Consider the following 19,606-nt stretch of genomic DNA (forward strand, 5'->3'; position numbering starts at 1 on the left):
CCTGGCGCGTCGGGCCATTCGCCCCTACATTGGTCTCAAGGCGGGGCTGTGGGGTTCGTTTTGGAGACTTTTCCCCGGGGCCTTATCGATCCTTAAGGGAGCTGTTCCTGACCTCGCCCCTGGGCTTGGACAAACGGCGCCCACCTACGTTGTAGGTTTCCCGGGATCGACCTCCGACGGCTTTTGCGGCTCCGCCCCATTCCTCCCCTTCGCGTCACCCGATCCATGACCGCTTTGCCGCCCTCCGACGCCGCCGAAAAGGCGCGCCTGCGCACAGAGGTGCTGAAGCGCCGGGCCGCCATGGGGGCGGATGCCCGCGCCACCGCTTCCGTCCTCGCCGCCGGCAACGCGCCCGCGCTCCTGGGTCCCGTGGCGGGGCGGATCGTGTCCCTGTTCGCGCCCTTCCGCGACGAGATCGACACTGCTCCCCTCGCCGCCGCCTTGTGGGAGGCCGGCGCCGAGGTGGCGCTGCCGGTGGTCGTGGACCGCGCCTCCCCCCTCCTCTTCCGCCGCTGGCGGCCGGGCGACGTGCTGGAACCGGTGGGCGCTTATCGCATCCCCACCCCCTCCGCCCTCCAGCCGGAAGTGGTGCCGCAAGACCTTATCGTGCCGCTGGCCGCCTTCGACCGTCGCGGCTACCGCATCGGCTATGGCGCCGGCCATTATGACCGGACCTTGGCTCTGCTGCGGGCGCGTGGGCCGGTGCGGGCGTTCGGCCTTGCGTTCGCCTGCCAGGAAGTGGAGCAAGTTCCCGCCGAACCCCATGACGAGAGGGTGGACGGGATGATAACGGAAGAAGGCGTTTTCACCTGCGGCGAGTAGCATGCGCATTCTCTTCCTTGGCGACGTGGTCGGACGCCCCGGCCGCGAGGCCGTCACCGACCATCTGCCCGGCCTCGTTTCCGGCTGGAAGCTCGACCTCGTGGTGGTCAATGGCGAGAATGCCGCTGGCGGCTTCGGCATCACAGAGGCCATATACGAGGATCTGCGTGCCGCCGGTGCCGATGCGGTGACGCTCGGCAACCACGCCTTCGACCAACGCGAAGCCCTGGTCTTCATTGAGCGGGTGGACCGATTGGTGCGCCCCGCCAACTACCCCGCCGGAACGCCGGGACGGGGCGCGGTGCTGGTGGAGGCCAAGAACGGCGCTCGCGTGCTGGTGGCCAATGTCATGGGCCGCACCTTCATGGATCCCCTCGACGATCCTTTCGCCGCTGTGGACCGGCTGCTGGATGGGGCGGACCTGGGTCATATGGTGGATGCGGTGGTGGTGGACTTCCACGCCGAGACCACTTCCGAGAAGCAGGCTTTCGGCTTCCATTGCGATGGCCGGGCGAGCCTGGTGGTGGGCACGCACACCCACGTGCCTACGGCCGACCATCGCATCCTCTCCGGCGGCACCGCCTTTCTCACCGATGTCGGCATGTGCGGAGCCTATGACGGCGTGATCGGCATGGACAAGGAGGAGCCGCTGCGCCGCTTCACCCGCAAGATCGGTGCCGGCCGGTTCGAGCCCGCCGCGGGACCGGCCACCCTCGCGGGCGTGGCGGTGGAGACGGACAATGCCACCGGCCTTGCCGTGAAGGTGGCCCCCGTGCGCATCGGTGGATCGCTCAGCCCCGCGCGCCCGGACTTCTGGGAGAGTTGAGGCGCCTTGGTGCGCCGACAAAAGGGCAAGCAGGGCTTCCTTGCCCTTTCCCCGCCCGCCGCCCTATAAGGCGCCACGGACGCTGACCGGGCCGCGCGGGGCAATCCCCCTGGCCCCTTGGCCCCGAGCGAGCATGCAACACCAACAGGCCGGCCCGGGCGGCGCCGCATGAGGCGGTGCGCGGGGCCGCCCCAAAAACCCGGAGGCGGCCATGGCCGGACATTCCCAATTTAAGAACATCATGCACCGCAAGGGGCGGCAGGACGCGGTGCGCTCCAAGCTGTTCTCCAAGCTGGCGCGCGAAATCACCGTCTCCGCCAAGATGGGCCTGCCCGATCCCAACATGAACGCGCGCCTGCGCGCCGCCATCCTCGCGGCCCGGGCGGAAAACATGCCCAAGGACAATATCGAGCGCGCCATCAAGAAGGCCTCGGGCGCCGACACCGAGAATTACGAAGAGATCCGCTATGAGGGCTACGGCCCCGGCGGCGTTGCCGTGATCGTGGAAGCGCTGACCGATAACCGCAACCGCACGGCGGGCGAGGTGCGCTCCTATTTCACCAAGTCCGGCGGCAACCTCGCCGAGACGGGCGCCGTGTCCTTCATGTTCGATCGCGTCGGCCTGATCGAATATGCGGCCAACAAGGCGAGCGAGGACGCCATCATGGAAGCCGCCATCGATGCGGGGGCGGACGACGTCTCTTCCTCCGAGGACGGCCATGAGGTGGTGTGCGCCGCCGATGCGCTCGCCGAGGTGCAGCGGGCGCTGGAAGCCAAGTTCGGAGAGCCCAGCAAGGCCCGCCTGGTGTGGAAGCCGCAGAATACCGTCGCCGTGGATGACGAGACCGCCGAGAAGCTGCTGCGCCTCATCGAGAATCTCGAAGACAATGACGACGTGCAGAACGTGACCGCCAATTTCGAAATGTCCGAAGCCATCCTGGCCAAGATGAGCGACTGAGGAGAGGAGAGGCGGCGCGCGTCTGAACGCCCGCCTCTTTCCCGCCGACCGCGCCAAAAGAAAAGGCCGCCGGTTCGCCCGGCGGCCTTTTCTTTTGCGGTGTCCGCTGCAGCAGGACCCGCCCCCTCTTTGAATGGTCATCGCAGCCCGGGGCGGATGTCCGTCCTCGACCACGACCAATCCTGACTCCGGTCGGGCCGAGCCCCGCCCGGCCGGCCGATCACGCCGCCGCCAGACGCTCGGCGGTTTCCTGCAGTTCGGCAATGGCCGCGTCGATTTCCTGGCGCTGGCGCTGGAGCTGGGTGAGCTGGGAAAGGCACCGCTCACGGGTCAGGGCGAGACCCCGGCCACCGGCGGTTTTCTCGTGGGCCGCCACCAGTGAGCGGATTTCGGCGAGAGTGAATCCGAGGCGCTTGCCCTTCAGGATCACGGTGAGCCGGTCACGGTCGGCGGCGGAATAGAGGCGGGCGAGACCCTCCCGGCGGGGAGAGAGGAGGCCCTTATCCTCGTAAAAGCGCAGCGCACGCAGGGTGACACCGAAGTCACGGGCGAGGTCACCGATGGTGTACACCTCTTCGCCGAGCGGACCACGTTCGTGGCTCTCGGCCCGGATCGACCGGTCGCGCACCGGGAAAGCGTTCAATTCCATCCGCACTCTCCTGAGAGGGCTGGTGAGCCTGTGGCCCACCGGGGGATTGTCAAACACGAGGGATGTCACGACCCGGGAGGTATCGCTGCCACTCGCCACGCCTCGCGGCACGCCGGCCGCCTGACGCAGTGACAGGAGTTAGGCACAAAGTTGCGGTTGGGGGAGAAGGTTGCAGGCTCCCTTAGGGAAAGTAACGGTTACCTAGCTCTGCGCACGGGCGCGGAAAGTGTTGAGAACGCTGAAACAGGCCCGTCGGAGCCGCACGGTTAACGGGGCGTTTACCAAACCGGATGAAAACTCACTTATCGATTCTCGGCGGCAGACATCCGCCTTGTTCCGGGTGAGGAAGCGGCCATGGAACTCGCACGCACGGCCCCGCAGGATGACATCCACCGCGACGAGCCACCCGTGAAGCTGGCCCCGGCGGATCTGATTCATGAGAGCCCGGCTCAGCCCGTGCCGTTCGCGCGGGGCGCCCTCGACAAGCTGCGCCAGGATGTCTTCCAGATGCGCCAGCGCATGCGCGAAGACGCCGCCGCCAGGGCAGCGGGGGCTTCTGCTTCCGATGTCGCTCCGCCCCAGACGCAACCCAACCCTGCGGGGCAGGCCCAAGGTTGGGCGGTGGCCGAGCGCCTCGCCGCGGAACTGGACGCGGTGCGCGCGGACTTGGCTTTGCTGCGCGCCTCTGACCGCTCCGAGGCCCTGGCCGGGGCCATCGACGCGCTCGGGCGGAAGATCGACCTCATCAATGCCAAGGCCATGGACCCGGCGGCCCTCGCCCGGCTGGAACATCAGACGGGAGAACTGAGGCTCGCGGTTTCCGACGCTGTGGCGCGGGCCAATGCCCAGTCCCTGACAACCGAGAGCGTCCAGGCCGCTGCGGTTGAGGCCGCAAGGGCTGTGGCGCGGGAGGAAGCCGCCCGCAACCGCCCAGATGGGGATGACGCGGCGCTGCATGATCGCCTGCACGCTTTGGCCGAGCACCTGTCCCAGCTTTCCGCGGACGGCGGCCTGGGGCAGTTGGGGGCTCAGGTGGGTCTCCTGGTGGAGCGCCTCGATTCCGGGGCGCTCATGGATGCCGAGGCCCTGGGATCGCTGGTGGACGTGATCGAGCACCACATGGTGACGCTGACGGAGCGGGTGGTGGACACCCATCAACGCCTCGCGCGCCTCGATCATATCGAGGGGGCCCTCGAGCGGCTGGGAGAAGAAATGGCGTGCCTGCGCTATGCCTCGGCGCAGATTTCAACCGAGGCCGTGCAGGCCGTGGCGCTGCGCCTCTCCGCGCGCGACGACGCGCCGGCACTCATCGGCCTGAAGCGTAGCCTGGCGGCGCTGGAAGCCCGGCAGATCGAGTTCGAGAGCCGCACCGAGGACCTGCTGGTGCGGGAGCTTGAACTGGGGCTGAAGGAACTTGTGGACGTGCAGGTGGTGCGTTCCGATACCACCACCTCCCCGCACATCTCTCGCGGCCGGGAGGCGATCACACCCGAAGCGACCGGACCGCAGGCGGAAGGTCCATCCCGCTCCTGGCCCTTGCCCGTGGCGCCGGAGGTCATGCCTCCCGATGCCCGCGGTCCGTCCGGCCGTCTGGAGCGCACTCCGGCCTTCAACCTGGACCGCCGCGTGTTCGAGGTAGCCCTGGGCGATCCCATCGCGGAAGCCCAGGACGCGCCGTCCATCGACTGGGTGGCCGCTGTCGAGCGGGCGGAAGTCATCGAATCCCGGCAGAAGCCGCGCAAGCGGAAGCTGACCCGATTCGCCCTGTTCGGTCGTGCCGCCATGGTGGTGGTCGTGCTTGCGGTGGGCGGTGTGGCCGTGCTTCAGATCCTGGGTGCAAACCCGCTGCAGGCGGGCATGGCCGCGCGCGGAAAGGTTGCGGCCAATCCCGCCGACGCCCCCCCTCCGGTCGCCGCCCCGGATCTGTCCCGCCTGCCCGCGGCCGTAGGCCCAGGTCCCTTGCGAACCGCGGCGGAAGCTGGGGACGCGGACGCTGCCTATGAGGTGGGTCTGCGTTATGCCGAAGGCAAAGGTGTCCCGGCAAATCCGCAATCGGCGGTGAAGTGGCTCACCCTCGCCACCGCCAAGGGCTCTGTGCCGGCCGCCTACCGGCTGGCGCTGATCCAGGAAAACAGCCTGCGCAACCTTCAGGAGGCCAAGCGGCTTTATGAATGGGCTGCCGGCAAGGGCAATGTGGCCGCCATGCATGCGCTGGGGGTCATGGCTTCGGGAGGCGTTGAGGGCAAGGCCGACTGGAGCGAGGCTGTCACCTGGTTCCGCAAGGCCGCCGAACTGGGCTTCCGGGATTCCCAGCACAATCTTGGCGTCATCTATGCCCGCGGTTTTGCCGGCCAGACCGACCTGCCGCAAGCCTATAAGTGGTTCACGGTGGCCGCCGGCCAGGGCGACACCGACAGCGCCCGCAAGCGGGACGAGGCGGGCGCCCGGCTCGATCCCACCATCGCCGCCAAGGCCAAGGCGGCGGCGGCAACCTTCGTTCCGGCCGCCCCCAACCGGCAGGCCAATTCCGTGGTGCTCCGCCCGGAATGGGCGGGTGCCGACGAGGTCCGCCCCTCCGCCGCGAGCTGACATGGTCTCATAAGGACGTCCCCAAGGGACGCCGCCCTCCCCGCCTGGAGGACAGGAGACGGCCCCGCCTTGACGGGGCCGTCTTCCGTTTGGGCGAACCCGAGGCCTCAGGCCGCCTTCGGCGTGGGCAGGAACAGATCCAGCATGACACCGGTCGCCCGACGCTGGACCTGGAACAGGGTACCAGCCATGCCGCGCACGTCGGCGGTGGCTTCCTGGGCCAGGGAGACCGCGGTGGCGAAAGGCGCAGTCAGTTCCGCCTGCACTTCGTCATGCTCGAAAGACAGGTCGGCGTCGAATTTGCGCACGATCTGCTGCATACGGCGATTGTGGGCAAGGCAGCTTAGGTGCAGGCGGCGGATGCCACGATTGCGGGCGGCGAGGATCGACCGCTCTAGCAGCTGAGTTCCAAGGCCGAGATTCTGAAATGCGCTCTCGACACTGAAGGCCATTTCCGCGCCCTCGGCCATGATCTCCGAATCCGGGTAGAGCTCGGCGGCGGCGCGCAGGGCGCCATCTACAAAGGCACCATGGATAAGGGAGCCGGACCGAAACACACGGGCCGCGTAATGGTCGATGAACTCATCGGACACCGCCGAGCAGAAGCGGCTGCGGCGGCTTTCAGGATCGAGCCGCAGGAGATGGTCGCGCAGCACCTGCTGCTCTCCGGGCCAGAGTTTGCGAATGATACCCGGTGCCACGGCTTCGCTCATGGCTCAACTCCGTTCGGCGACGTGACGAACTCTCCTCCCTTGTGTGGTCTCGAGGGGTGGGGACCGGCGCCGAACCTGTCCTTTCCGCCTTCTTGGCCGAACCGTCCTGGCACACTCCACAAGGAGACAGGATGGACGGCGGCGCGGACCTTTAAGGTGCAGGCCCGGGACGGCGGAAATGAGGTGCACCGCACAAAAGGTCAAGGCGACTGACCTTTCAAATTGCATCCATTGTGGAAGCCAGGGCACCTGTCACAGCGCAATCACTTGTCGACAAAGGCATTATTAGCGTCATGCTTCCGTCGCATGCCTGCTGCGCTGCAGCATCAGAGCGGACCTTCGACCACCTATCGGACGAGGATGGCGCGGAAGTCGTTTACATTGGTGAGGGTCGGCCCCGTAGTCACCAGTCGGTCGAGGGAGGCGAAGAAGCTGTAGCCGTCATTGTTCAGAAGCATCTGCGCGGGGCTGAGGCCCGCCGCCTCGGCCTCCGTCAGAATGGAGGCGTCGAACCAGGCGCCGGCGGAATCCTCCGTGCCGTCGATGCCATCGGTATCGCAGGCAATGGCAGAAATCCCCTTCGCGCCCTTCAGCGACAAGGCCAACGCCAGCAGGAATTCCACATTGCGCCCGCCACGGCCATGGCCACGTACCGTCACCGTAGTCTCGCCTCCGGAGAGCAGCACGCCGGGCGTTTTCAGGGGCACGTCATGGAGGCTCGCGCAGCGGGCGATGCCGGCAAACACATGGGCGGCCTCGCGCGCCTCGCCCTCGATCGCATCGCCCAGGATCAGCGACTTCAGGCCCAGTTCGGTTGCCCGCTTCTCCGCCGCCCGCAACGCCATCAGCGGCGTCGCGATCATGTGCACCACCTGATCCGGCGGCGTATCGCCTGACACGGTGTTCGAGCGGATGACGGCTTCCAGAGCCGGTGTCACCTCCACGCGCCAGGCGCGCATGAGGCTGAGCACCTCGTCCGGATCGGAAGCCTCGGGAATGGTGGGACCCGAGCCGATGGCGGCGGGGTCGTCGCCGGGCACGTCGGAAATAAGGTAGGTCACCGCCCGCGCCGGAGCGATGGCGGCGGCGAGCCGCCCGCCCTTGATGGCGGAGACCGCCTTGCGCACCTTGTTCATGACGCCGATGGGCGCGCCCGACTTCAGCAGCGCCTTGTTCAGCGCCTGCTTGTCGGCGAGCGTCAGGCCCCCGGCCGGCAAGGTCAGGAGGGAGGAGGCCCCGCCCGACATGAGGCAGATCACCAGATCTTTGGGCCCCGCCGAGCGGGCGATGTCAAGGATGCGGCGGGCGGCGTCCAGCCCGGCCTCGTCCGGCACCGGATGGGCCGCTTCCACCACCGCGATGGATCGGGTGGGGCAGGCATGGCCGTAGCGGGTGACGATGAGCCCCTCGCAGGGGTGCGGCCAGGACTCTTCGAACGCCTGCGCCATCAAGGCCGAGGCCTTGCCGGCGCCGATGACGATGGTGCGCCCGCCAGGTCCGGGCGGTTCTGGAAGCAGACCCTCGAACTTGCCGTGCGGCAAGGCGGCACCGAGGGCCGCATCATAGAGGGAGCGCAGGATCTGCGCGTCGGTCAGCGTCTCGAACTCCGCGGCCGGCATGGACATGCCCTGTCTCCCTCACGGCGTCCCGAACCCTGAGGGCGTCTGGGATTCATTATTTCAGGGAGTGGTACCTCCACCGTGGCCCGCGATCAATGGCTTCGGGCGCGTTTTGGCGGAAGGGTGATGGCGAGGTGCACCCTCACCCTTCCGGAGCCACCCCCACCTTCGCCTGGAACGCCCCGCGCAATCCCTCGGCAAGCGCTGCCGCCGCGGGGGAAAGCGTGCGGCGCGTGGGCGTGATGAGGCCGAGCGACCGGCGCACCACCGGTTTTTCAAGCCGCCGCATGACGAGACCCTGGCGCGGAAACATGGCAAAGGTCAGCGCCGGCAAGGCGGTGACGCCGAGCCCGGCCGCCACCAGAGCGACAGCGGATGGGATCTGCTCCACCTCGAAGCGGGGCGCGAGCGCCACGTCCGCCGCCGCAAGGCCGCCATCCACCAGGCGCCGAACGGACGTGGAGCGGGCAAGCGCGACGAAAGGATGGCCCGCAAGCGCCCCCCAGGCCAGCGCGCCCCGCCCCGCCAGCGGATGGTCCCGGCGCATGAGGGCATAGACATCGTCCGCCCCCAGGGGCTCGTAGGCGAGGAAGTCCCCGGCCGGGCGCATGGTGACCGCGAGGTCAGCCACCCCATCCTCCACCAGGGCCACGGCCCGCTCGTGCAGCACGTCGCACACCGCCAACTCGGCTTCCGGAAAGGCGCGACGCAGGGCCTCGGTGGCGGCCGGCAGAATGGCGGCAGCGATGGAGGGCAGGAGGGCGATGCAGACGCGTGGCCGCCTCTGCCCCCGCTCAGCAATGTCCTGGAGCCCCGCGCGCACGTCGCGCACCACTTCCTCGGCGAGACCCACCAGCGCTTCGCCATCCTTGGTGAGGCTCAGGCGGCGCGTGGTGCGGTCGAACAGGCGCAGGCCCAGCTCCGCCTCCATGCGCCGGATGCTCTCGCTCAAGGCCGGCTGCGAAATGCCCAGGGCCTGCGCGGCTTCCGTGAAGCTCAAGGCGCGGGCGGCGCAGGCGAAGACCTCCAACTGGCGCACGGTGATATTCATCGTATTACACTATGAAATTATATAATTGCATTATTTGACCTGATGAATTTGTCCTGTCTAGGATTTCCGAAACCGGCGGGGGAACGATCGGTTCAGCCGCCGCGCCCGCGCAGACGGGCCGGCACGGGAGGACGGGATGACGGACATGGTGCGCATCGGCTCCGGTGCGGGCTTTGCGGGCGACCGGGTCGAGGCGGCGGTGCCGGTGGTGGCCGAACTCGCCCGGCACGAGGGACCGCGCTTCCTCATCTTCGAGACCCTGGCGGAACGCACGCTTGCAGCCTGCCAGCTCGCCCGCCGCAATGACCCCTCTTGCGGCTACAGTCCGGCGCTGGAGCGCTTCGTCGCCCCCATCCTGGCATCCTGCCTGTCGTCGGGCATCCGCATCATCGGCAATTTCGGCGCCGCCAATCCCCGCGCCGCCGCCGCCCGCATCGCGGCTCTCGCCAAGGCCGCCGGCTTTTCCCCTTGTATCGCCGTCGTGGACGGTGCGAGCCTCGACGGCCGGTTGAGCGTCGCGGAGCTCGCCGCGCGAGAGGTGGGCGGCACCTTGCTCCAAGGGCGGCAGGCCATTGTCTCGGCGGACGCCTATATCGGCGCCACCGCCATCATGGAGGGCCTGGACCTCGGCGCGGACATCGTGGTGACCGGGCGCATTGCGGACCCGGCTCTGGCGCTGGGCCCGCTGCGCCATGTCTTCCGCTGGAACGAGGACGAGTGGGACCTTCTGGCCGCCGGGACGCTGGCCGGCCACCTCCTGGAGTGCGGGGCCCAGGTTTCGGGCGGCTATTTCGCCGATCCTGGCGTGAAGGACGTGCCGGACCTCTCCCATGTGGGCTTTCCCATCGCCGAGATCGCCCGCGACGGCACGCTGACCCTGACCAAGCCACCGGGCACCGGCGGGCGTATCGATCGCTTCACGGTGATCGAGCAGATGCTCTACGAGATTCACGACCCCGCCGCCTATCTCACCCCCGACGTCGTGCTGGACCTCACCGCCGCCCGCGTGGAAGAGATCGGACCCGACCGGGTGCGGGTGTCCGGCGCGCGCGGGCATGCCCGGCCGGAGACGCTAAAGACCACGGTCTGCTTCGAAGCCGGGCATCTGGCGGAAGCCGAAATCTCCTATGCCGGCCCCAATGCCGCCGCCCGCGCGCAGCTTGCCGCACAGATCATCCGCACCCGCATGGCCGAGCAGGCGCCCCACCTTCTGGTGCGTGTGGATGCCATCGGCCTCGCCAGCCTGTTCAACGACACGGCGGGCACCGTTCTTGCCGAACAGGTCTTGCAGGCGCGCGCGCAGGATGTGCGCCTGCGCTTTGCCGCCCAGTCCACCGACCTTCAAGCCCTGAACCTGCTGCTCGACGAGGTGGAGGCGCTCTATTGCGTCGGCCCGGCCGGCGGCGGGGGCGTGCGGCGCCATCTCACCGCGCGCCTGTCCAGCGCCTCCTGCCTGGTGGAACGGTCCTTCACGCACCCGTGTGCCACCTTGCTGGAGGAAGCGGCATGACCATGCACCGCCCCACCGCCCCGATCCTCCTGCACCGCCTCGCCTTTGCCCGCGCTGGCGACAAGGGCAACCGGCTCAATATCGCCATGGTCTGCCGCGTGCCCGAGGCCTACCCGGCCCTGGCGGAGCAAGTGACGGCCGATGCGGTCGCCGCCCATTTCGCCCCCCGGCGCCCCACCCGCGTGGTGCGCTACGACCTGCCCAACCTTGGCGCCTTCAACTTCGTGCTGGACGACGTGCTGGAGGGGGGCGTCAACGCCTCCCTCGGCCTCGACGGCCACGGCAAGGCCCTCTCCTTCCGCCTGCTCGAGCTGGAGCTGGCGCCGACGCAGAAGGTGCAGGAGGCGCTGCGCGTCCTGCCCGCCGCCCACGCAATAAACATCTGAAAACCGGAGGACGCCCATGGACAAGACCCTTCACGCCCGGCCCTGCCGCCGCCCCCGCAGCTTCACCCGCCGCGCAGCCCTGGCGGCCGCCCTCGCGACCGGCTTGGCCGCAAGTTTCGCAGCGGCACCCGCCTTTGCGGAGACCTATCCCTCCCGTACCATCAAGTTCGTGGTGCCCTTTTCCGCCGGCAGCGCCACCGATACGCTGGCCCGCGTGCTCGCCCAGAATGTCTCGGTCACTCTCGGCGGGTCGGTTGTGGTCGAGAACGTGCCCGGCGCCAACGGCCAGATCGCAGCCTCGCAGGTGGCCCGCGCCGCGCCCGACGGTTACACGATCCTGATTACTTCCAACTCCACACATGCTTCCAATCAGGCGCTCTACAAGAAGCTGAGCTATGACCATGTGAAGGATTTCGAGCCCATTTCGAAGCTCGGCTCCATCACGCTGGCTTTGGTGGTGAACCCCTCGGTGCCGGTGACCACCGCGCAGGAATTCCTGGCCTATGCCAAGGCCAATCCCGGCAAGCTCTCCTTCGGCGCCGGCTCCGCCTCCTCCCGCCTTGCGGTGGAGATGCTGAAAAGCCAGGCCGGGGTGGACATCCTTTATGTGCCCTACAAGTCCAATCCCCAGGCAGTGACCGATCTCCTGGGCGGCCAGGTGCAGGTGATGTTCGCCGACATCTCCACCACCATGCCGTCCGCCCGCGCCGGCAAGCTGAAGGCGCTCGCCGTCTCCAGCGCCGAGCGCTCCGCCCTCGCGCCTGACCTGCCGACCATGCGCGAGGCAGGCCTCAAGAGCTATGAGTTGACCGCCTGGTTCGCCGCCTTTGCCCCGGCCAAGACGCCGAAGGAGATCATCGACACCCTCGATAAGGCCTTCATCAAGGCCATGAGCGAGAAGTCGGTACAGGAGACCCTGATCGGGGCGGGCATCGAGCCGTCCTCCTCCACCCCGGCGGAGCTCGCCGCCTTCGTCGCGTCCGAGACGAAGAAGTGGGCCGAGATCACGAAGGCGGCCGGCATCGAGCCAGAATGATCCAAGGCGCATCGGCCCGGCGGGGCCGCTCACCTTTGCGGCACCGCCAGCGTCCGAACGCCTTTCCTCTCGCCTCCGGCGCGCCTATATGGCCGCCATGAGCCATCTCCTGTTCGATCGCCCCCTGCTGCGCCGACGGCTCGCCCGTGCGGCGCGGCTCGGGCCCGCCGACTTCCTGCTGGACCGGGTCGCCGAGGATATGGCCGACCGCGTGATGGCCGTGCGCCGGACTTTCGCGCGCGCGGTCGATCTCGGCACCCCCACCGATGCGGTGGCCCGGGCCCTGGCGGGCGCGGCCAATGTGGAACAGGTGTTCCGCGCCGCCCCCCTCGAGCTCGGGCTTCACAGCGCCTGCCCGGCCGTGGTCGCGGACGAGGAAGCACTGCCCTTCGCCGATGGCGCGCTGGACCTGGTGGTCTCTGGACTCTCCCTCCAGCATGTGAACGATCTCCCCGGCACCTTCGCGCAGGTGCGCCGCGCCCTGAAACCGGACGGGCTGTTTCTCGCCGCCCTCATAGGCGGGGCGAGCCTGACCGAATTGCGCGAGGCCTTTGCGGCAGCCGAGACCGAGGTGACGGGCGGCCTCTCCCCCCGCGTGGCCCCTTTCGCCGACGTGCGGGACCTGGGCGGGCTTCTGCAGCGGGCCGGCCTCGCCTTGCCGGTCAGCGATACCGATCGCTTCACTGTGCGCTATTCCAGCCCGTTCGCCCTGTTGGCGGACCTGCGCCGGATGGGCGCCACCAATGCGCTTCTGGAGCGGCGGAAGGTGCCTCTGCCGCGGGCGGTGCTGCTGCGGGCGGCGGAACTGTATTTGGAGCGCTTCTCCGACCCGGACGGTCGGGTGCGCGCCACCTTCGAGATCGTCTGGCTCTCCGCCTGGGTGCCCCATGAAAGCCAGCAGAAGCCGGCCCGCCCCGGCTCCGCCCGCATGCGTCTCGCCGATGCATTAGGCACCGTGGAGCTCAAGTCGGGTGCAATGCCTGGCGATCCGACCTGAGGGACGTGTCCGTCCCGCACCCTGTTCCTCGCCTTGCACCCGCGGCCACATCAAGGCTATGCGATGAGAGACCCAAGAGCAGGCAGCGTGACTGCTCCATGCGACAGGGCGCGGCAGCGCCGGATGGGACGAGGCACATCATGCGTGAAGAACGGCAAGCCACTGTCCGCATCGGCGACAAGGACTACCAGATCGTCTCGGACGACGACTACCTGGCCTATGTGGAGCACGGGTTCGAACCCGACACCGTCCTCCTGCTCAAGGCGCTCCTGCGCGAGGGGGACACCGTACTGGACGTGGGTGCCAATATCGGCTGCACCGCCCTCCTGTTCAGCGAAACGGCCGGCGCAGTCCACGCCTTCGAGCCTTCGCCCACCACCTGGTCCTATCTCTCCCGCAACACGGCTCAGGCGAGCCATGCCAATGTGGAGGCTCACAATTTCGGCCTTGGCGCAGAGGCGGGCGAGACCACCCTCACCTTCTCCCCCAACAACCGGTCTGGTGGCTTCGTATCGGACCAGACAAAGGCCGCGGCGGGGCACACCACGGAAACCATCCGTATCCGTACCCTCGACGAGGTTGTCCCGGAGCTCGGGATCGGAAGGGTCGACCTGATCAAGATCGATGTGGAAGGCTTCGAGGGCCATGTGCTGCGTGGCGCCGGGCAGGTTCTGGCGAACCACAGCCCGCTGGTGACGGCGGAGCTGAACCACTGGTGCCTGAACGCTTTCCAGCGCGTATCCATTCCTGACTTCTTCGACCAGTTGCGCACCACCTTCCCCATCGTCCTGGCGGTGGATGGGGGCACCTATCTAGACCTGAACGACGACAGCGAGCGCTATACGGTGATGTATCACCACATCCTGCACATGCGCTTTCCCAATGTGGTGGGCGCCTATGACGAGGCGCAACTGGCGCAGTTGCGTGCGACCCTGACCCACGGCTTCGCCGGCTGAGCAACGTGCGGCGGCCTCAGCCGCCGTGCTTTTCCAGGAAAGCGTGCACGGTGAGCTGGCGGAAATCCTCCAGCGCCTCCCGCAGGCGCTGATGCTCCCAGTCCCACCAGGCCAGCGCCATCAGGCGTTCCGCCACATCCTCGGGAAAGCGCCACTTGATGACCTGGGCCGGCACGCCGCCAACGATCGCATAAGGCGGCACGTCGCGCGTTACCACGGCGCCCGCGGCCACGATGGACCCGGTGCCAATGGTGCGGCCGGGCAGGATGACGGCCCCGTGCCCCACCCACACATCATGCCCCATGCGCACCGGCTGCTCCCGGCGCCACTGGAAGAAGCCGGGTTCATCTTCCGCATCGTCGAAATAGGCGGCAGCGCGATAGGTGAAATGAGACTGGCTGGCCCGCCACATGGGGTGGTTGCCGGGATTGATCCGCGTCATCGCCGCGATGGAGCAGAACTTGCCGATCTGGCTATAGGCGACTTCCGCATCCCCGGCGATGTAGGAATAGTCCCCCATCTCCACTTCCAGCAGCTTTGTCCGCGCGCCCACCTCGGTGTAGCGGCCAAGCTGGCACAGCTTCACCTGCGCCGTTGGGTCGATGGTGGGATCAACGCCGAGCTTCTTCATGGCATGAGCCCTCAGAGAGGATGGAGCGGCGCGCGGGCGAACTGGTGGAAGCGCGCGCCCGGCGCCTCCTGCCGGAACAGGGCGAGATCCTCCACCATCAGCGGCAGATGGGCGCCGGAGGCGGCAAAGGCATCGGCGAGTGTGTTCTGCACATGGATCGCCGCGTCCGCCTCCAGCGCGCCCGACAGGGTCATGTGGAAGCGGAACTCTTCCATCACATAGGGATAGCCATATTGCTCCAGCAGCCGCACCTGCCGCTCGGAGAGGCGGTCGGGATTGCGCTTGGCGATCTCGGCGACGGTCAGGGGCGCGCGCAGATGGTCGAGTTGCGCCACCAGTTCGCCGGCCAGATCGTTCAGCACCGGGGTGGGCGCGGACGGGACCAAGGCGATGAAGGAACCGATGCCCTTCACCTCCAGCGGCGGCAGCTCGAAGGCGTGGTACTGGCCGGCAAGGGCGGTGAAGGCGGCGATGGCATCGGCCTCCGACACTCCCGGCGCGAGGCGGAAGGGGGGCTTCAGCGTGCCGTGAAAGCCGTATTGCCGCGGTTCGGCCGTCAGGTCGTGCCAGGAAGAGGCATCGAAGCCCGCCAGATCGAGCGGCGGCAGGTCTTCCCCCGTCACCGCGTCATAGCCGAGAACCCGGGAGCCGAACTGCCAGAGGGCGCTGTCTGGCGCGGGGGCGAGATATACGGCGTAGCGCGGGGCCATTTCCTCTCCACTTCGGTTTGGTGCCACGCAGCCGGCCGGTGCGGAACGGCTCAGGGCACTCCATCTGTGCCCGACTGCTTTAAACCGCACCACCCATCCCGGCGAGCGGTACGCTCAGAAGACCCTTTCGCCCTTCACGCAGACCTCGCGCACGACGGGCGTGTCTCCCACCATGCGGAAACGCAGCAGGTCGGCGCGTAGGCCAGCAGCTAGGCGGCCGCGATCGGAAAGCCCGGCCATGCGCGCCGGTGCGCTGGTGACGAGCGCGAGCGCGCGCGGCAAGCCGATCGCATCGGACCGGCCCAGCCGGGTCGCTGCCTGGAGGAGGCTTGCTGGCACATAGTCGGAGGCGAGCGCATCCAGAAGGCCCTCGGCCATGAGGTCCTTCATGGCTACGCCGCCGGAATGGGAGCCGCCGCGCACCACGTTCGGGGCCCCACCGATGGTGGTCAGGCCCTCCGCATGGGCGGTGCGGGCCGCCTCAAGCGTGGTGGGGAACTCGGAAATGGTGCAGCCGGAGGCCTTCGCATCATGCACATGCTCCGGCAGCGTGTCGTCGTGGCTCGCCAGGACGATGCCGGTGCCGGCGAGCAGCGCCACCATCCGCTCGTGATTGTCCTGCACCGCCGCGCGGCCGCGCTCGGTGCGCTCGGCCAGTTCCACCTCCACATCCTCGGCGGTCTTGCCAATGCCGAGGAGGAAGGTGCGCAGATGCTCCAGGTTGCGCCATTGCCGGGCGCCGGGCGTATGGTCCATGAGCGAGGCGAGGGTGACCACGGGGCGCGAGAGCTGCTGCTCCACCAAGTCCACCACGCCAGGATCGGTCAGTTCGCACCGCAGATGGATCTGGTGATCGGCCCGGAAGAGGGACTGGTTCGCTTCCACCGCATCCAGCATCAGCGTGAACAATTCGCGCCGCACGGACTTAGCCTGGTCGAACCCTCCCGCCGAAATGGCGTCGTAGACGGTGGTGACGCCGGCGGACACCACCTGCCCGTCATGGGCGAGCGCAGCGGCGCGGGCGTCGGGCCAGACGACCTTGGGCCGGGGCACGAAATGGCCTTCCAGCGCATCGGTGTGCAGGTCGATGAGGCCGGGGGAGAGGACATCACCCTCGCAATCCTGCGCGCCGGGCAGCGTGCTACGGCCTTCGGCGACCTCAGCGATGGTGCCGTCGCGGACCACGATGGTCCCTGAGGCGAGGCGGTCGTCCAGGACCAGGATGGCGTTGGTGTAGATCGTCTCCATCACGGCCTTCTCGGGTCTCGGGGGGAATCGTCGGAGACGCGCTTGTGCCCGCAGGCGGCTCCCTTGTCACGCCTCCATGACGACACGGTGACGGCCATCAGGACGGCGGCGTCGGCTTGATCACCTTGTAGAGTTGGAACCGCGCGCCCTCGAACACCGGGGTCAGCCGGTCGGGGTCGGGATTGATGTCCCCCGGCTCAGTGAAGAGCAGATAGACATAGTCGAAATGCTTCGGCCACAGATCCCAGTAGCGGGGGCCGTCCGGGCTCGGCTCGTCCTCGGTGAGCAGCATCTGCTCGAGCGTGGGGGGATTGCCATCCTCGGTGTCGACGAAATCGCGATAGGGCGGCCGTACCCGCAGGATCTGCTTGCCGGCCACGTTGAAGACGGTGGGGATGAGGGCCGACTTTTCGATGATGGCGAGGCAGGCGGCATGCACGAGGCCCAGATCGGTGACGTCGGTACCGCCGCGAGGATCGGCATAGACCACCAGCACCTTGGCCCCCCGGTCGATCTTGTCCACCGAAGCGTCGAAGGCGCCCGTCCACCGGGAGAGCCGATCCCAGACCACCTGCACCTCGGCGACGCGAATGCAGAGCAGCAGCACCAGCACCACCGCAAATCCCCGGCGCGCCAGGCGGTGGCGCAGGTCCACCTGGATGCAGGCGATGATCATGAAGGCGACAGCAATGGGCAGGCGCTGATCGGCCATATAGGTCGCGAAGACGGTGCGCGGCATGGCCAGGTACACCGCACCGGACACGATGAGCAGCGGCCACAGCACCGGATGGACGCGCAGGAGATGATGCCGGCTGGCCCAGGCAGCGGCCAGCACCACGACGCCCGTAAGGGTGAACGCCACGATGTCGTAATAGACGTTCACGACGAACTCGATCCCGTCGAGCTTGCCGCGCGGTTCCCAGTAATTCTGCCCCGACAGGCCCCAGGTGGGGCTCATGAGCAGCATGGGGATGACGGGAAGGAAGGGCAGCCCGGCAGCCACGAACGGCAGGAGGCGCGGCGCCAGGGGCGCGCGGCGGTCGCGCACCAGGATCCATATCTCATAGGCCAAAAGGCCCATGCCATAGATGCCCACCGACACCAGATGGCAGAAGAACAGCGCAACAACGAAGAGCAGGGCGGCTGGATAGCGCCAGAGGCTTTGCCGCAGCCCGATCCAGGTGGTCAGCGCCAGCAAAGCAAGGCCGATGCCGAACACATAATTCATCACCCCGATCAGGAAGACGGAGTTGTAGAGCAGCGGAAAGGCCAGAAGCGGGATCGCCGACCATTGTCCGAACAGCGCCCGGTGCAGCGTCAAGGTCCCGAACGCGATCAGGCCAAAGCACATGAGCGTGTAGATCTCACCTGCCACGAACACGGTGGCCAGCCGCTGGAGGGGCGGAACGATCATGTCCATCATCAGGTTTGGCAGGACCGACCATTCCAACGTGTAATAGCGGGCGAGCTGTGGGTCGGACTTCACCTGCGCAATGATGTGCATGCGCGAGAGATGGTTCACATAATCCGACAGCGGCGGGATGGGATGCGTCACCACCGGGATCGCGACGATCGCGAAGCAAAGGAGGAACAGGAGCGCAATGCGCGAAGGGCGCAGGTCCAGGGCGCGGCGGGCGGGCTTCGGCGTGGTCATCGGCGGATGGATCTACCTGGAGAGCTATTCCCGCACGCGGGCGTTCGGCCAGCCTAGAGCGGCTCAAATGTGGTGGATCGGAGGCGGCGCGCGCACTGTGGGCGCGGATCGGTGAAGCCGCGGCGACCGCCATGCAGGGAAGGCCATTCAACTTTCACCGATCATGCTCTAGAAGCGTGCCGCCCAGCACCAGAAGGACGCATCCGGACATGAGCGAGCAAGACCCCGCAGGTCAGGACCCCGCCGGCGAAGCGCAAGGCCAGCTCCTGGCCGAGGTGCTCACCAAGGCCCTCCCCTACATGCAGCGCTACGATGATTCCATCGTGGTGGTGAAATATGGCGGCCACGCCATGGGCAACGAAAGCGTCGCCCGCACCTTCGCCGAAGACATCGTGCTGCTGGAGCAGTCCGGCGTGAATCCCGTGGTGGTGCATGGGGGCGGCCCGCAGATCGGAGCCATGCTCACCAAGCTCGGCATCAAGTCGGAATTCGCGGCCGGCCTGCGCATCACCGACAAGGCCACGGTGGAAATCGTGGAAATGGTGCTGGCCGGATCCATCAACAAGCAGATCGTCGGTTTCATCAATGCGGCGGGCGGCACGGCCATCGGCCTGTGCGGCAAGGACGGCAACATGGTGGTGGCCCGCAAGGCCAGCCGCGTGGTGACGGATCCCGGCAGCAATATCGAGCAGGAAATCGACCTCGGCTTCGTGGGCGAGCCCGAGCGGGTGGACACCACCGTGCTCGACCAGATCCTGCGGCGGGAACTGATCCCCGTCCTCGCTCCCGTTGCGGCGGCGGCCGATGGCGGCACCTATAACGTGAACGCCGACACCTTCGCCGGGGCCATTGCCGGTGCGCTCGGCGCCAAGCGCCTGCTCATGCTGACCGACGTACCGGGCGTTCTGGACAAGAACAAGAACCTGATCCCCCGCCTGACCGTGGAGGAGGCCGAGCGGCTGATCGCCGACGGCACCATTTCGGGCGGTATGATTCCCAAGGTGGAAACCTGCATCTATGCCCTGGAACAGGGCGTGGAAGGGGTGGTCATCCTCGACGGCAAGGTGCCTCATGCGGTGCTGCTGGAACTGCTGACCGATGGCGGAGCCGGTACGCTGATCACCCGCTGAGGCCACCAGGCCCATATCACCCGCACCAGCCGTTTCCGAGCGCGTCGCAGCCCCCTGCGGCGCGCTTTTTTTTGCGCCACAAGCCGAAGACGAGGCGGCACGCACGGTGGCGCCGGCGCTC

18 protein-coding genes and 1 other RNA gene are annotated in these 19,606 nt (G+C 67.7%); 11 read left to right on the forward strand and 8 right to left on the reverse strand.

The annotated features are described in order from the left end of the window. Nucleotides 1-40 precede the first annotated feature (40 nt). The 4 genes from ssrS (at nt 41) to J5J86_RS00215 (ending at nt 2,606) form a co-directional block, all read left to right on the forward strand. Nucleotides 41-196: non-coding RNA, 6S RNA (gene ssrS, locus J5J86_RS24650), on the forward strand. A gap of 29 nt (nt 197-225) precedes the next feature. Next, nucleotides 226-822, forward strand: coding sequence for a 5-formyltetrahydrofolate cyclo-ligase (locus J5J86_RS00205; RefSeq protein WP_209102920.1), 597 nt, complete (start codon nt 226-228; stop codon nt 820-822). Between the two features lies 1 nt (nt 823). After that, nucleotides 824-1,648, forward strand: coding sequence for a TIGR00282 family metallophosphoesterase (locus tag J5J86_RS00210; RefSeq protein ID WP_209102921.1), 825 nt, complete (start codon nt 824-826; stop codon nt 1,646-1,648). A 211-nt stretch (nt 1,649-1,859) separates the two neighbouring features. Continuing rightward, on the forward strand, nt 1,860-2,606 hold the full coding sequence (locus J5J86_RS00215) for a YebC/PmpR family DNA-binding transcriptional regulator (protein ID WP_209102922.1): 747 nt from the start codon (nt 1,860-1,862) through the stop codon (nt 2,604-2,606). Between the two features lie 220 nt (nt 2,607-2,826). Here J5J86_RS00215 and J5J86_RS00220 read toward each other — a convergent pair whose 3' ends face one another. Next, on the reverse strand, nt 2,827-3,255 hold the full coding sequence (locus J5J86_RS00220) for a MerR family transcriptional regulator (protein WP_209102923.1): 429 nt from the start codon (nt 3,253-3,255) through the stop codon (nt 2,827-2,829). A gap of 354 nt (nt 3,256-3,609) precedes the next feature. Between J5J86_RS00220 and J5J86_RS00225 the strand changes: the two genes are divergently transcribed. Further along, nucleotides 3,610-5,844, forward strand: coding sequence for a tetratricopeptide repeat protein (locus J5J86_RS00225; RefSeq protein WP_209102924.1), 2,235 nt, complete (start codon nt 3,610-3,612; stop codon nt 5,842-5,844). A 107-nt stretch (nt 5,845-5,951) separates the two neighbouring features. On the opposite strand, the gene J5J86_RS00230 is transcribed toward J5J86_RS00225, so the two are convergent. The 3 genes from J5J86_RS00230 to J5J86_RS00240 all read right to left on the reverse strand — a co-directional run bounded on the left by J5J86_RS00230 (nt 5,952) and on the right by J5J86_RS00240 (nt 9,227). Next, nucleotides 5,952-6,557 (reverse strand): GNAT family N-acetyltransferase, encoded by a 606-nt coding sequence (locus J5J86_RS00230; RefSeq protein ID WP_209102925.1) that lies wholly within the window; start codon nt 6,555-6,557, stop codon nt 5,952-5,954. A 347-nt stretch (nt 6,558-6,904) separates the two neighbouring features. Beyond that, nucleotides 6,905-8,182: a glycerate kinase type-2 family protein gene (locus J5J86_RS00235; protein ID WP_446698649.1), complete on the reverse strand. Its 1,278-nt coding sequence runs from the start codon at nt 8,180-8,182 to the stop codon at nt 6,905-6,907. Between the two features lie 136 nt (nt 8,183-8,318). Continuing rightward, nucleotides 8,319-9,227: a LysR family transcriptional regulator gene (locus J5J86_RS00240; RefSeq protein ID WP_209102926.1), complete on the reverse strand. Its 909-nt coding sequence runs from the start codon at nt 9,225-9,227 to the stop codon at nt 8,319-8,321. A 136-nt stretch (nt 9,228-9,363) separates the two neighbouring features. Between J5J86_RS00240 and J5J86_RS00245 the strand changes: the two genes are divergently transcribed. From J5J86_RS00245 to J5J86_RS00265, 5 genes are all read left to right on the forward strand, one after another. Continuing rightward, on the forward strand, nt 9,364-10,737 hold the full coding sequence (locus tag J5J86_RS00245; protein WP_247657821.1) for an acyclic terpene utilization AtuA family protein: 1,374 nt from the start codon (nt 9,364-9,366) through the stop codon (nt 10,735-10,737). Continuing rightward, nucleotides 10,734-11,123, forward strand: a complete 390-nt coding sequence (locus tag J5J86_RS00250) for an AtuA-related protein (RefSeq protein WP_247657822.1) — start codon at nt 10,734-10,736, stop codon at nt 11,121-11,123. Before J5J86_RS00245 ends, J5J86_RS00250 begins: the two co-directional genes overlap by 4 nt. A gap of 16 nt (nt 11,124-11,139) precedes the next feature. After that, nucleotides 11,140-12,159, forward strand: coding sequence for a Bug family tripartite tricarboxylate transporter substrate binding protein (locus J5J86_RS00255; protein ID WP_209102927.1), 1,020 nt, complete (start codon nt 11,140-11,142; stop codon nt 12,157-12,159). Between the two features lie 97 nt (nt 12,160-12,256). Beyond that, on the forward strand, nt 12,257-13,156 hold the full coding sequence (locus J5J86_RS00260; RefSeq protein ID WP_446698650.1) for a methyltransferase domain-containing protein: 900 nt from the start codon (nt 12,257-12,259) through the stop codon (nt 13,154-13,156). A gap of 140 nt (nt 13,157-13,296) precedes the next feature. Then, entirely contained in the window at nt 13,297-14,112 is an 816-nt protein-coding gene (locus J5J86_RS00265) for an FkbM family methyltransferase (protein WP_209102929.1), read from the forward strand. Nucleotides 14,113-14,128: 16 nt separating this feature from the next. Here J5J86_RS00265 and J5J86_RS00270 read toward each other — a convergent pair whose 3' ends face one another. The 4 genes from J5J86_RS00270 to J5J86_RS00285 form a co-directional block, all read right to left on the reverse strand. Then, complete coding sequence (locus J5J86_RS00270; RefSeq protein WP_209102930.1) at nt 14,129-14,743, reverse strand: chloramphenicol acetyltransferase; 615 nt, start codon at nt 14,741-14,743, stop codon at nt 14,129-14,131. A gap of 11 nt (nt 14,744-14,754) precedes the next feature. Beyond that, nucleotides 14,755-15,453, reverse strand: coding sequence for a DUF1045 domain-containing protein (locus J5J86_RS00275; protein ID WP_209102931.1), 699 nt, complete (start codon nt 15,451-15,453; stop codon nt 14,755-14,757). Between the two features lie 114 nt (nt 15,454-15,567). After that, complete coding sequence (locus J5J86_RS00280; protein ID WP_209102932.1) at nt 15,568-16,701, reverse strand: alpha-D-ribose 1-methylphosphonate 5-triphosphate diphosphatase; 1,134 nt, start codon at nt 16,699-16,701, stop codon at nt 15,568-15,570. Nucleotides 16,702-16,798: 97 nt separating this feature from the next. Then, on the reverse strand, nt 16,799-18,355 hold the full coding sequence (locus J5J86_RS00285) for a hypothetical protein (RefSeq protein WP_209102933.1): 1,557 nt from the start codon (nt 18,353-18,355) through the stop codon (nt 16,799-16,801). A 209-nt stretch (nt 18,356-18,564) separates the two neighbouring features. Between J5J86_RS00285 and argB the strand changes: the two genes are divergently transcribed. Then, nucleotides 18,565-19,485, forward strand: a complete 921-nt coding sequence (argB, locus tag J5J86_RS00290; RefSeq protein WP_209102934.1) for an acetylglutamate kinase — start codon at nt 18,565-18,567, stop codon at nt 19,483-19,485. The last annotated feature ends 121 nt before the right edge of the window (nt 19,486-19,606 follow it).

The organism is Aquabacter sp. L1I39, from assembly GCF_017742835.1.
GTDB lineage: Bacteria > Pseudomonadota > Alphaproteobacteria > Rhizobiales > Xanthobacteraceae > L1I39.